This window comes from Paenibacillus sp. MT124 (assembly GCF_058792755.1).
On sequence record NZ_CM179500.1, the window covers coordinates 4,400,691 to 4,414,624 of the forward strand.

Here is a 13,934-nt window from a genome sequence, read left to right on the forward strand (position 1 = left end):
TTTCTCAGACGAGCAACGCTTCACTTGGTTCCAGCACAGGATGCTGAACCGAGTGTCCAATTTTGTAAATGTGCGGCTGTGTGTAGGTCCGGAACGCATTGCGTGTATCCAGAATTGGCACACCCAAATCGGCAATATCGCTGTATGGCAGATCTCTGTGGTTGGTAATCAGCACGATGCAGTCATATTTCTTGAATTGCTCCAGGTTGAATGCTTCGCTGTACACCGTATCGTCATGCTTGTCACGGAAGGAATCGGCATATGGATCGAAGTAGCTGACATTCGCTCCGCTTTCCTTGAACAGTTCATATACTTCGAGTCCCGGTGACTCACGCAGGTCTGCAATATTCGGCTTGTACGACATGCCGAGCAGCAGGATGTTAGAGTTCCGAACAGATTTCGCGTATTCGTTCAAAATCGTTGATGTTTTGTTCAGCACATAGTACGGCATGTTGTCATTGGTCGATTGTGCCAGCTCGATAAATTTGCTGTAGAAGCGGAACCCTTTCGCTTTCCAGGACAGATACATCGGGTCAAGCGGAATGCAGTGGCCTCCGATGCCTGGGCCTGGGTAGAACGGCATGAATCCAAAAGGCTTCGTCGCCGCTGCATCAATGACTTCCCAGATGTCGATGCCCATGCGGTCACACATCATCGCCATTTCATTTACAAACGCAATGTTTACGCTGCGGAACGTATTCTCCAGCAGTTTGGACATCTCCGCCACTTTTGGTGAAGATACAGGTACAACCGTTTGTACATACTTGCTATACAGTGCCGTACCAAGTTTCAGACAAGCTTCCGTTGTCCCGCCGATAACTTTCGGCGTATTGTACGTGGTAAATCTTCCGTTGGACGGGTCCACACGTTCAGGCGAGAAGCAAAGGAAATAATCCTTGCCGGCTTCATGGCCGATTTTGTCCAGCTTTTGCTGAATCAGTTCTTCTGTTGTACCCGGGTAGGTTGTGCTCTCCAGTGTAATCAGCATGCCCGGTTTCATGTGCAGTTTGATCTGATCCACTACAGTCTCAATGTAGGATGTATCCGGATCCTGGTTCTCACTGAGCGGTGTTGGCACGCAGATGCTCAAGGCATCAATGACGCGCAGCATGCTGTAATCCGTTGTAGGCTGGAAGCGGCCTGTTTGCATCACTTTTTTCAATTCCTCGGACGAGATATCGTGAATATAGGAATCCCCATTATAGATACTGTCGACCTTGGACGCATCCAGGTCAATACCGATTACCGTAAAGCCTTGATTCACCATTTCCACGGCAAGTGGAAGTCCTACGTAACCGAGCCCGACCACGCCGAGCACCGCTTCTTTGTTTTCAATGGCATTCAGTAAAGTATGGAATTGTTGATTCTCCATGATATTCCCTCCAGGTTAATGTATTTGTAAAGTTCCGTAATTCCGTTTCGGTTGATCATCTTATTAGTGCAGGCAGCGACGAATACGTGCATCCAGCTCCACAGGGGAGAAAGGTTTGGTCATATAATCGTCCACACCGCTGCGGAAGCATTGGCTGATCGTCTGTTCGACACGCTGCTCGGTCAGCACAACAATCTTCGGCGGCTGCTCGACATCCAGGTTCTGAATATGGTGAATGAACGGCAGGCCGTCAATGCCATACAGATTGAGTTCAGTCAGCACCAGATCAGGTGACACCTTCTCAATCAATTCAAGTGCAGCAAGCCCATCTACAGCTTCATACGTCTCATAGCCTTGCATTTTTAGGCGCAGCTGGAGGAACTCACGAACCGTGGGGTCGTTATCCACGATCAAAATTCTGCCCGGCTCGTCCGCCGTCTTGTCCAGCGTATAGATATGAATCTCCGACGGGTCAACCAGCTTCGCGGATTCAGCCATGTGCTGAATCGTCGCCTGAGAAGGACGCTCACTATCCTTGAAGCTCGCCAGCGTAATCTGCGGCTCGGCTCCAGGAACCGTCTCCTGCAGCTCATGCTTGATGCGAAGCCCTTCATAGTGGACTTCGTTCAGCGTCAAACCGGGCAGCAGGACCGCAAGCGTCTGGGTTGCCCCATCCGTCCATAGCTGGAAGGCGAACTCACTCGTTTGCTCCAGATAGTTCCTGACCTGCTGCTCCGGCTGGGCCTGTACACCTCCGCAATGGATGAACATTAAGCCGCAAGTTCCGGCACCCGTATCCTTCAATCCCTGTTCTACACTTCGGTACACATTAACGGCAGCTTCACGCTGCAATGTTGCCGTATTAGGCATGTTCTTTTCCACCCTTCTCCCTTGGTTATCTATTCTGTTGCTGCTGTATTGCCATTCGTGAAAATTCAATGCTGCTTATAGCCAGCACCATTCGATGCAGATACGAATCAGGCAGCTTCGGTTCCCTTTTCTTCCTCGGACCAACTCTGACGTGTCATGGTTCCCCATGAATTGTTGTTTTGCATGAACTGAATATGTCCCTGCAATCTCCACAGCACGCCAAGCTGGTGATAGCCTACAAATTTTAAAGCGGAGTAAACCAGCATTTTGACCAGATCCGACAGCTTGTTGTATCTCCGGAACGCAATTTCTTCCAGAATCAATGCCCCTACGCTCAGCAGATAACCGCTCACGAAGTTCAGCAATCCGAACAGAACAAGAATCGGCCACTGCGTCATATCGAGCAGCACATAACCAGCAAGAGCGATCAGACCGGTAATCCGGAAATAAGGGTTGAGCGCTTCAAAAATGACGTTGTATGGCATGGTCAGCATGCCCATCACCTTATATTTCGGGTTGAACAGCATGCCGCGGTTCTCCAGCATGTTCTTCAGGTTACCGCGTCCCCAGCGCTTGCGCTGACTGGACAAGATGCGGTAGGAATCCGGCGCCTGTGTCCAGCAAACAGCTTCAGGACAAAAGGCTACACGGTATTTCAATTTATTTTCCAGCATATAGCGATGAAGCTTGATGATAATGTTCATGTCTTCTCCGGGATATCCGTCCCGGTATCCGCCAACGGCAATGACAGCATCTTTGCGGAACATACCGAAGGCACCCGACACGATGATCAGTCCATTCATGTGGCTCCAGCCAATCCGTCCGCCCAGAAAGGCTTTGAGATACTCAATGGATTGGAACATCGGCCACATTTTGCGCGGCAGGGAGACATCCTGTACAGCTCCGTTCTCGATTTTGCATCCATTCGCTATGCGAACATCTCCGCCAATCGCCACCGTCTCTTCGGGATTCTCCATATACATGCGTGCCATGCGAATCAAGGCATCCTTTTCCAACAAAGAATCAGCATCAATGGAAGAAATCAGCGGATAGTGGGACAGGTTAATTCCCGCATTCAGCGAGTCTGCCTTTCCCCCATTTTCCTTGTCGATTACATACAGATCGGGGAATTCCGGATTGTGGTATATCCCGCGTATGGTTTGACAAGGAATTTTGCCGCGCATCTTGGTATCCGTTACGGGTTTCAGACGGTATTCCTTCAGCAGCACTTTCAACGTACTGTCACTGGAACCGTCATTCACCACGATGACTTCATACGTTGGGTAATTCAGTGTCATCAGACAGTTCACATTTTCAATAATCGTCAATTCTTCATTGTAAGCAGGCACCAGCAGGGATACTGAAGGCACCAGCTCCGATCCTGACAATGTGTTGTATTTGGAATAATGGGACCGTCTGAAAATGGTCCAGATGTTACGGAATGATAGCGCCAGAATGGAAAAATACAGCGCATTTACAGCAACGACATAGTAGATGGCTACCATGCCATAAATCAATAATAGATCCCTAAGCAGTGTAATCCCCTCCTACCGCAGCCACACTGGTGCGTCTCTTCGTTGTTCGGTTACCCGGTACAGGGGCAAAATATTGGTCATAAAGCAGTCTTCTCTTGTTATGCACAATCATCTGGTCCACCGCTTTGTGATCGGCTCCGGATTGCTTCATCGTGCTCTCAATTTGCTGCATGGCAATCTCGCGCTCAACACCGGTACCTTGCACCGCTGCCTGACATAACGCTTCGAATCCGGGTTCGCCCAGCATGCTCAAGCTCTCTGCACTCGTATAGCGCACTCTCCAGTCTTCGTCACGGAGCGCCTTACGCAGCAGTGGAATGCTGCCTGCCGCATGCTTCGAACCAAGCGCCTGAACCACTTCTGCCCGTACTTCCGGATCAGCATCCTTCATCAGCTTGAGAATCGTCTCATCCTGAAGTGCCGGACTTGCACTCAGATACAGCTTCACCGCTTCCGCCCGTACATCCTGATGCTCTGCACCGACCAACCGGTCGAGTGCCGGCATGACTTCAGGTACAGCCTGTCCCCACATGGCAACAAGTCCAACCTTTACAAAATCAGGATTGCGGTCTTCCAGCAGCTCAATCAGAAGTCTGCTCGTATCCAGACTGGTCTCAAGCAAAATGTCCGCAGCTAGATGATGAATCGACTTCCCTTTGGTCAATAACACTTCAAGCATGTCCTTCAATTCACCCTGACGGGTTGTGCTTCTCGCAATGGAACGTCCAATCACGAATGCCATGGGCCCAGGCTTCTCATCCTTGAGCAACTCCATTAGGCCCGGAACGGCTTCTGGACAGCGCATGCCGCCCAATCGGTAAGCTGCATCGATCTGCCGACCATAACGCAGACGGCCCAGTTCTTTCAGATCATGCTCTACGAATCCTGCTTCGCGACAGAGTGCAATCAATTTGTCCCGGTACTCCCCTTTGAATTGATCAATCCACTCAATAAGCTTGCTCTGAATCACCTGTCGTTCAACCGGAGCCAGCTTGCCGGGAGGCAATCGCAGCGGACGGCCTTCAGTCAGTGCCGTTTGCAGATACGTGAAGTAATCCCGCTGCTTTTGTTTGTAGAATTCAATCTTGCGCCGTTTGCCGTTATGGGACACTTTCATGGCAAACAGCAGGATCACACCCAGAGCGACGAGCGCTATACAGATGTATAAAAATAGATAGGCCAAAGCCAAACTCGAAAACATGTGAAAAGGTCCTCCTTTATACTCACTTAATTCATCTGAGAACTTGGAATTTGTTCAAAGACTTTCTTCATTTCTTCGTAACTCAGCTTCAGTCGTTCACTGTATTTCACCTGTTCCCACGGCTGCCAGCTATAAACAGGCAAGGTTGTCAAATCCAACGTCGTCTGATCACCTGCAGGCCAGGCTACGTTGCCCGTCGATCGATCCATTAACCATGGAATCAGCGTTATCCCTTCGGTCGTCACCGTCTTAAACGTCCGTCCTTCCTGCAGGGGTCCATAATCGATCACTTGCAGTGAACTTGGGTCACCAAACCCAAGCAGCATCCAAGGAACTCGCATCTCCACTTGATTGCCGTCATACTGCCAGGTCGTCAATGAATCCGTGTCGGACTGTCCGGGAGCCGTTGTTCCCCGCTTCAGGATTCCTACCTTCTCATTCATAAACGGATGAGCGGACCGGGTATCCGGCGGCGTCATCCTCAGACTGACTGCCAAATTCCATGGATGGAAGGGATCAGCGGCATCAGCGTGCTTGTCCGGCAGCATATCGTATCCTTCCTTGCCGTACAGACGCTGGTTAAAATCATAGTCCTTGGCGATCTCAACCTGGGATTCATCATCCTGTCCCAGCGTGATGACCGTTTCGAGACCGTCACTTAGCGTTCGTTCCGGAAGCCGCTCGCCAGGCTGATTGCCGCCTGCCAGTGTATCCGTGCCTATGCGGAGCACCGTTTGATCTGGATCAAACGGCTGGTCCAGCGTCATCCCAATGTACAGGTAGGCCTCGTCGTGGGTCAGCTTCATTTCCTTAATGCCGTCCACCTTTCCCTGCCATACCGTAACTTCTTTTTCGTTCAGTGCAGCCCAGTCATCCAGTTTCCCATCGATGGTCAGCTGTTCCTGTTTGCCGGGGTCCATGGCGAGCAGACCGAACATTTTCTCGTTGGTCAGCACGTTTAGCCAGTAGGCCCGCCGATCAGCAGGGATTTCAAAAGGCATCGTGTTCCAGGTTTTCTTGAACCATTCATCCTGCCACATGAACAGAATCGCTCCCGCATACCCTTCGTCATAGATATCCTGAGTCAGTGAAGCGTCAATGGCTCCTTGTTCAGCCTCATTATGTCCGCCCTGATCCCTTCCTCCCATGCCTAGATGAGAAATCCCAAGGGAAGAAGGTACACCATACTCCGTTACCATCACAGGCATATCGGAATACTCGGCTTTTAGCTTGCGTAGATAGCTTTTGTACGTGTTGTACTCGCCGTTTGCATCCTTGATCGTTTGAAGGGTCTTGTCCGTATGGAATAAATCCGGATAGTAGGGATACACATGGTATGCTGCAAAATATCCTCCCTGCCATTCCTCCGGCTGAATATGCCGGGCATCCACACTGACGAGGTCCTCCTCGTACAATGGTTCGCCTGGGTGTTCCAGCACATCGGTTGTCACCCAATTGGTGAACGTCATCGGATGTTCCCATCCATACTTCTTCTCCAGAACGGCTGTGTAGTCCAGCAGCTCGGCTAACCAGTTCTCGAAAGGCGAAGCATCTGCAGTCCCGGAAAAATGAACGCCCTTGTATTGCGGAACATCGGGATGTTTTTCATTCGTGTTGTCTACCATCGTGGGATCCCACTCTGTGCCAACATGCCAGGCCATCAGATATTTACCGGCATTCTTCTTGTACTTGCCGCTGGAGGCTCCAGCCTTTTCGGGAATATCCGCATCCCCATATACCGCGGTTACCGCTTTTTCAATCTCCTGCTTGAACGTCTGTTCAATGTGATCAGCAAAAGCGTCCTGCTTCTCAATCAACTCTTCTTCCGGCGACCATATACCCTGTATAAAATATAACGGCTGCTCCCGGCCTCGGTTATAATCGACCAATGCTGAGTAAAAAATCGGTTCGTGGACCGTATATACCCGTATGACATTGGCCCCCATCTCCTGAATCTGCTGGAACCACCTTAGGTAATCCTCTTCGGTCAGGGGAAATTCTCCCGGATAATATCCCGGCGAAGTTGCACCCAGGTTGACGCCCTTAACGAACATCTCCCTCCATGTTCCATCGGGCCCGTATTCCATGAACCGGTCTCCCTCGGTCTTGAATTTCATCTCCGTGCCATTCTCGGCTGTGTAGGTAACGAGCTGGGGCTGCATGTAGTGCCAACCGGCCAATATTCCACCGGTCAGTACAACCGCTCCCGTCAACATCGTCAACATCCAGCGCTTTCTTCTTCGTCTGCTCATGGCTCCTGATTGCTCACCTCTCTATTATGCATCCTGCCTGTTTTGGTCTGAATCTGAAATTAAAGCTAACAGACATGCAGCCATTCATACTGCTTGGATGTCCGCTCCGGGTAGAGATGCCAGCGGTGTGTTCTCACTATAGCGCCAATACTCTGCATTTGTAACTAGGCTGATGGAAGCAAACGTGGAATGCAACATTCTGCCCATAATTCGTAAAAACGGCCATGAACTAGCATGAAAAGTTTGCCTAGCTTCTCTTCTTCACGAATGCCATTTTGACATTAAGAAAACCACGTTCTGAACTCTCTAACCTGTTGCAGTTCTCTACCCGTTAAAGTTATATGCAACGCGGTATGCAGCAGCTGTTTCTGCTTGAACACTTACCCCTTTAAACGCAAGTAATATGTTAAAGTTGCGGACGTTTTTACAGTATTAACCATAAAGATTACAAAATTGATACTATAGTCCGATAACGTATCAGTGAAAACCCGCGGCCTGACAAGGTTTTCTGAAAAGTGCAGAAAAGCAAAAAAGGACATCAGTCCCCCCTTATAGGACTGTGCCCATTTATATTACTTTTACAAAAAACGAAATGAACACCAGGTCATCACCCTGAAGTCACGAATCTCTTACATCAAATGTAAAAAAGCACATCTTATTTCCTAAATTCTGACTCTATTATTTGGATTCCATAATTGTGTCCAATTTGCAAAAAAATTCCGGTTGCCGCTTTAGAGCATTCGGGATATGCTTATAAAACAGGAACACACGTTCCAAAATGTAAATAAACTGTAAAAAAACATACGGCTGAATAGCTCTGTCTGTTCGTGAACAGCCGAATCATGGAATAAAGGAGAGACCTGTTATGTCCCGCAAAGATGGACGCGTCATTATGCTCGCAGACTGCCAGTCATTTTATGCCAGTGTGGAGAAATCGGCACATCCCGAATACAAAGACCGTCCCCTTGTCGTAGCGGGAGATCCAGCGCGCCGTTCCGGCATCATCCTTGCGGCCTGCCCTATTGCCAAATCTTATGGAATTACGACGGCTGAGCGACTGGGTGAAGCCCTCGCCAAATGTCCGGACGTTGTCGTTGTTCGCCCCCGGATGGCGGAATACATTCGCGTATCGCTTCACATCACCCGGATTCTTCAGTCCTACACTGACCTTGTTGAGCCCTACAGTATTGATGAGCAGTTTCTCGATGTCACCGGAAGCCTGGAGCTGTTCGGCAGCCCGGAGACGATTGCCCGCAGCATTCAATCCAGGGTCATGGAGGAGACGGGCGTGTATATTCGGATTGGCATCAGTGATACCAAAGTGGTGAGCAAAATGGCCTGTGACTTATATGCCAAAAAAGTCCCCGGAGGCATCTGTGTACTGAATCGTAAGGACATGGTGAAAACAATCTGGACCAAACCTGTCCGGGAGATGTTCATGGTCGGTTCACGGATGGGGAAACATCTCTATAACATGGGTATTCACACCATTGGTGATTTGGCACAGACGCCTCTGACCAGACTGAGGGAACGCTGGGGAGTTAATGGTGAAGTAATATGGCGCATTGCTCGCGGTTTGGACGATTCACCCGTGAAACCCGGGACATACACACATCAGCAGCAGGGCATTGGACAACAGATGACGCTTCCCAGAGATTATGAGTCCTGGGAAGAGATCAAGGTTATCCTGCTTGAGCTGGCAGAGCTCGTCTGTCGACGCTCCCGGGATAAATCACTGATGGGTAACGTGGTCTCCGTGGGATGCCGCGGGCAGGATTACGACCGCCCAACTGGCTTCTCGCGCCAGATGAAGGTGAACGAGCCAACCAACATTACGGATGAAGTCTATGATGCGGCCGCGGCGCTCTTCCTTCGTCATTGGGACGGATTACCCATCCGCCGCATCAACATCTCACTGACCGGGCTGGTGCCTGATTCCGAAGTACAGCTGTCCTGGTTCGATGATCGTGAACGCAAAAGAGAACTGGAACGTGCCACAGATGACATCAAGCGCAAGTTCGGAGACACCGCCATCATGCGGGCTTCCTCGCTCTGCTCGTCTGCACAGGCACAGGACCGTTCCCATAAAATTGGAGGTCATTACAAATGAGTAAAAAACTGCAGCAAAACGGACTCTTTGAGTCTTCGCGCATGATGCTTCCCGAGCACCGGGAAGCTTACATTCTTCATCAGGAACAGCTTGCTCCCCGGACCCGTCCATCACTGGATGCTCAGGCAGCGGAAGAAATGTCCCGTTTGCTCAGCAATTCAATGATGCTTGGAGATGCGGTGACCATAACCCTGTTCCATGAACATGACGATATCCGGTTTACTGGACAGGTACTGAAGCTGGACCCTACTGTACGAACTCTAAGGCTGTTGACATCTAACGGGACCCGGGACGTTCAGATGAATCTGATTACCAATGTGACACTGGCGAATGAATGACCCAGAAGAAAGCAAAATCCACGTTCCATCTTATATCGGCAATAGGAACTATTCACTTTGCCAACTCTCATTAGCGAATATTCCGCAATAGATGCAGCCGAATTCATGCATGCAGGACCCTTTTCCTACACTTCCAATATGGCTTTACGAGGCAACCCAACACCCATTTTTACTGGAATCGACTTCGTCCAAAAGAAGCAAAATGACCGATATATGATTCATCGGCCATTTTGGTGGGTATATGGGGAAATCTTTAGAAAAGACTCCAGTCAAATTCCTTGGAAAGGCGTTCCAGCAAATGCACACCCGCAATGCTGTTCCCTTTTCGATTCAGAGCTGGTCCTACAAGACCAATGCCAAATTGGCCAGGAACAAGGGTGATAATTCCGCCGGATACTCCGCTCTTGGCAGGCAGCCCGACTTCAATGGCAAATTCGCCCGATGCGTTATACATACCGCAGGTCGTCATGAAGGTTTTGGCAATCTGTACATAACGGCGTGGAATGAGTTCATTTCCGGTAATCGGATCTGTGCCATCATGAGCAAGCACCAGAGCCATCCGCGCCAGATCCGCACAAGTCACCTCGATCGAACAGTGTCGGAAATAGACACAGAGCACATCTTCCACATCTTCCTTGATCACACCATTATGCTTCAAAAAGTAAGCCAGCGAACGGTTCAAGTGACCTGTCTCCGATTCGGACCGGAAGACCTCTTCGTTATAGTCCAGCTGATCATTATTCGCGAGCTTGCGGAAAAACTCCAGAATTCGCCGTGACTTCTCTTCCTTGCAGTCTCCCGCGACCAGGGAGGACACCGTTATGGCTCCTGCATTGATCAGCGGGTTAAAAGGGATACCCGGTTCAACCAGTTCAAGCTTGATCATCGAATTGTAATCGTCACCCGTAGGTTCTTTTCCTACATTAAAGAAAACCGCTTCTTCCCCATGATCCATCAGGGCCAGAATTAGTGTGAACACTTTGGAGATGCTCTGCATCGTAAAGGGTACACCGCAATCTCCGGCAGACACATGATTGCCTTCGGCGTCCATAATATGTATACCCAGCTCATCCTGTGAAGCCTTGACCAGCTCCGGGATATAGGAAGCGACCTTTCCCTGCCCTGTATGCAAACGACTGGTCTCCAGCCATTCCGGCAGCAATTCGTTGAGACGCTCCATTACCGTATTGCTCATCTCCATCCCCTCCATATCTCTGTGCAGCATCCTGCATTATTCCCGGCCGGGTATGAGCTCCATGCCAGGTATAAGCAGAATGTGTATATATCATTACCCTTCTGGCTTGATCGGTTACCGACGTACCCTAAGGTTTAATTCCAGAATCTCGCCGGGGAGTCCTTCCATATCGCCTGTCCATGTGGATACAAAGTTCTGTCTGGTTAATATTCGACGGGATGCCACGTTGGATGGGTCAATGATCGCGTAGAGCACACCAATTCCCGCCGCCTGTGCTTTTAAAATGAGACGCGACGCAATGGACGTGCCATGACCTTGGCCCCAGTATTCAGGCAAAACCATATAGCCCATCTCCGCTCGGGACGAATCGGATTCATCCGGAATGAGTTTGGCGTAAGCGAGCCCAGCTCCATCTGCACCTGATACCCGGTAATATCCGCAACTGGAGCTCAGATTATAATCTAGCATGGACCGGAATTGGGTCTTCGCCTCCTCCTCCGGGAGAGTTCGTTCCGTAATCTGTTTCATGACTTCCATATTGGAAACCAAAGCATAATAGTCTGAAAAATCGGGTTCAGCATATTTAACGAAGTTCATCGAAATCCTCCTCCAGCTCCGAACAGATGTTGTCGTCCTTTAATTCACCTAGAGTATAGCAGAAGCAAAGGATACAATGCACGCTACCTCCAAGCGATCTACTACCAACCAGTTGTGTTCCCCTAACCCTATTGAAAAAAGCGGCCTCCGCAGAGACCGCCATTCATTTACTTAATATAGAAACATTAAATTATAACGATATTCTAGTTCGAATTCACTCAACTTGCCCGGGATGAAGGTTTGAGACTCATTGGGCCTTCATGCTGACGTGTACGACGATTTTGACCCGGAGGTGTAATCATCAAGGCAAGCAGCAGGGAAACAGCACAGAGGATGGCAATAACGATAAACGTCAGATGGAATCCGCCCAGCAGGGCACTGATGAAGGATCCAGCCAAGGCTCCGATGCCAAATCCCTGATAGATGACGCCATAGTTTTTGCTCTGATTTTTCAGTCCGAAGTAATCCGCGACAATCGCCGGAAATACGGTAATGTTACCACCGAAACAGAACGCTACTGCAGCCACGCAGGCGAAGAACACACCATAGGTCAGCGGAACGAGGCTTAGTATCATGACGGCAACTGCTGTAACCAGCAGTGCCCCGGCAATGACTTTCATCCGGCCTACTTTGTCCGACAAGGCCCCCAGAATGATACGCCCTGCTGTATTGAAGATCGCAACCATTGCTACAGCATTCGCAGCGGTAGCCACGTCAAGACCTGCCAGCTGTACGCCGATGTCTTTGACAATACCGATCAGATACAAGCCGCTCATACAAGCCGTGAAGAAAATAATGAAGAGCATATACGCTTCTTTGGTGCGAAGCATTTCTTTTACCGTGTACTGATGACGAATAACTTCTTCCTGCTTCGCCCCTTCAGTCTTGCTAACGGGAGCCTGTTCACGAACAACGGCTTCACGAATCAGGAAAGATCCGGCCACAATCAGGACCAGGACGATGATACCCCAATACATAAATGCCTGAGCAGGTCCTACAGCACCAATCAATGCCGAGTTCACATATTTAAACAACAGACTGCCTGTACCAAAAGCACCAACGGAAATACCCGAGATGAGACCTTTGCGTTCGGGGAACCATTTGATCAAGTTGGATAACGACGTGATGTATGCGGTCCCGTCTGCGAAGCCAACCACGAATCCTGCCAAAATGTAGAGCAGTGTTAATGAAGTAACCTGAGAACTGAGCACCAGTCCCAGACCAAGAACAATCCCTGCAACACGGATCAGACGCTGAAGTCCCCACCGTTCCTGCAATCGGCCTGCAAACAGCGTAGCAAATGCGAGTGCAAAACTCGTGATCGAAAAAGTTATCGCGACCGAGCTGACGTCCCATCCGAAACGGTCAGACAGCGGTTGATTAAATAAACTCCAGGTGTAGATGGTTCCAAGGCCCATTTGTACAATAATTGTTCCAAGTACAATAAGCCAACGATTCATTTTTATGGATGTCGATGCTGAATTAGGTGCTGATGAAATAGCTGCTTTCATCGTGATCTCCCCTTTGCCGATGTCATGTCTGAGCACATTGTCCAACATTTGGTGAATGACAATGCTGCTTTGAATGCGTTCACAAGCTAATCATACATGAAAGGGGATTCATAACACCGATTTAAGCATGAGTTGCATCAGAAACGGAATGAAATGCCTCTATATGCGCATGAGCTGCCTGAATTCCTTGACCTTGCCCCGGCTAACCGGCACTTCCGCTTCCAGATCGCGCAGACGGAGCAGATAGGTATTGTTAAACCAGGGTACAATCTCACGAATTTGAGACAGATTGACCAGGTAAGAACGGTGACAGCGGAAAAAGGACTCCTGAGGCAGTCGGCCATGAAAATCCGAAATGCTCACTGGCATCGTAAACTCACCATTTTTGGTATACACCTTCGTTACTTTCTCTTGTGCTTCCGCATAATAAATGTCGGCTGTATCCGTTACGATAATGTTATCGTTTCGCAGCAGATTAATTCGTATTCCACTTCCGGCGACAGATGCTTTTGGCGGTGATCCTTGTACGGAAGTGTCATCCGTCACTTGAGCCTGCCCGTGTTCAACCAATCCCTCTCCCGCATGATCACGTTTGAAGGCATTCTCCAGCTTGAGCAGCATGGCTGCAATTCGTTTCTCATCATAAGGCTTCAGAATGTAGTCAAAGGCTTCCAGCTCGAATGCTTCTGCTGCATGCTCCTTGTACGCAGTCGTAAAGACGATATAAGGCTTACTGGCGAACTTCCCGATATGATGGGCCAGCATCATGCCGTCCAGGGATGGAATGTTAATATCGAGAAAAATAACGTCCACTTCCTGCTCCTGCAGAAATTTTAGTACATCCAGTCCATCTTCCAGGCAGGCAACTACTTCAATCTCACTATGTTCCTGAATCAAATAATTCAATTCTTCACTTGCAGGAATTTCATCTTCCACGATAAGGGCTCTCATAG

Annotated in this window: 11 protein-coding genes; 2 read left to right on the top strand and 9 right to left on the bottom strand. The window is 49.4% G+C overall.

Features of this window, described 5'->3' with window-relative positions:
* Positions 1-4 precede the first annotated feature (4 nt).
* The 5 genes from AC3RCI_RS19890 to AC3RCI_RS19910 form a co-directional block, all read right to left on the bottom strand.
* Positions 5-1,372, bottom strand: a complete 1,368-nt coding sequence (locus tag AC3RCI_RS19890) for a nucleotide sugar dehydrogenase (protein WP_127537886.1) — start codon at positions 1,370-1,372, stop codon at positions 5-7.
* A gap of 63 nt (positions 1,373-1,435) precedes the next feature.
* A complete protein-coding gene (locus AC3RCI_RS19895) occupies positions 1,436-2,242 on the bottom strand; it encodes a response regulator transcription factor (protein ID WP_336780655.1) in 807 nt (268 codons plus the stop codon).
* Positions 2,243-2,349: 107 nt separating this feature from the next.
* The gene (locus AC3RCI_RS19900) at positions 2,350-3,747 is read right to left on the bottom strand and encodes a glycosyltransferase family 2 protein (RefSeq protein WP_336780838.1); all 1,398 of its coding nucleotides are present in this window, start codon (positions 3,745-3,747) and stop codon (positions 2,350-2,352) included.
* A 22-nt stretch (positions 3,748-3,769) separates the two neighbouring features.
* Positions 3,770-4,978, bottom strand: coding sequence for a HEAT repeat domain-containing protein (locus AC3RCI_RS19905; RefSeq protein ID WP_336780654.1), 1,209 nt, complete (start codon positions 4,976-4,978; stop codon positions 3,770-3,772).
* 26 nt (positions 4,979-5,004) lie between these two features.
* On the bottom strand, positions 5,005-7,230 hold the full coding sequence (locus tag AC3RCI_RS19910) for a hypothetical protein (protein ID WP_492526076.1): 2,226 nt from the start codon (positions 7,228-7,230) through the stop codon (positions 5,005-5,007).
* An 865-nt stretch (positions 7,231-8,095) separates the two neighbouring features.
* On the opposite strand from AC3RCI_RS19910, the gene AC3RCI_RS19915 reads away from it, so the two are divergent.
* Together AC3RCI_RS19915 and AC3RCI_RS19920 are read left to right on the top strand one after the other, a co-directional pair.
* Entirely contained in the window at positions 8,096-9,340 is a 1,245-nt protein-coding gene (locus tag AC3RCI_RS19915; RefSeq protein WP_492526078.1) for a DNA polymerase IV, read from the top strand.
* Positions 9,337-9,678 (top strand): YolD-like family protein, encoded by a 342-nt coding sequence (locus tag AC3RCI_RS19920; protein WP_426642591.1) that lies wholly within the window; start codon positions 9,337-9,339, stop codon positions 9,676-9,678. Before AC3RCI_RS19915 ends, AC3RCI_RS19920 begins: the two co-directional genes overlap by 4 nt.
* Before the next feature lie 253 nt (positions 9,679-9,931).
* Here the strand turns inward: AC3RCI_RS19920 and glsA are convergent, their stop codons facing one another.
* The 4 genes from glsA to AC3RCI_RS19940 form a co-directional block, all read right to left on the bottom strand.
* Positions 9,932-10,873: a glutaminase A gene (gene glsA / locus AC3RCI_RS19925; protein ID WP_492526080.1), complete on the bottom strand. Its 942-nt coding sequence runs from the start codon at positions 10,871-10,873 to the stop codon at positions 9,932-9,934.
* 114 nt (positions 10,874-10,987) lie between these two features.
* Positions 10,988-11,470: a GNAT family N-acetyltransferase gene (locus AC3RCI_RS19930; RefSeq protein ID WP_336780649.1), complete on the bottom strand. Its 483-nt coding sequence runs from the start codon at positions 11,468-11,470 to the stop codon at positions 10,988-10,990.
* 218 nt (positions 11,471-11,688) lie between these two features.
* Complete coding sequence (locus AC3RCI_RS19935) at positions 11,689-12,981, bottom strand: L-lactate MFS transporter (RefSeq protein WP_492526082.1); 1,293 nt, start codon at positions 12,979-12,981, stop codon at positions 11,689-11,691.
* Between the two features lie 159 nt (positions 12,982-13,140).
* On the bottom strand, positions 13,141-13,932 hold the full coding sequence (locus AC3RCI_RS19940; RefSeq protein ID WP_127537878.1) for a LytR/AlgR family response regulator transcription factor: 792 nt from the start codon (positions 13,930-13,932) through the stop codon (positions 13,141-13,143).
* Between the last annotated feature and the right edge of the window lie 2 nt (positions 13,933-13,934).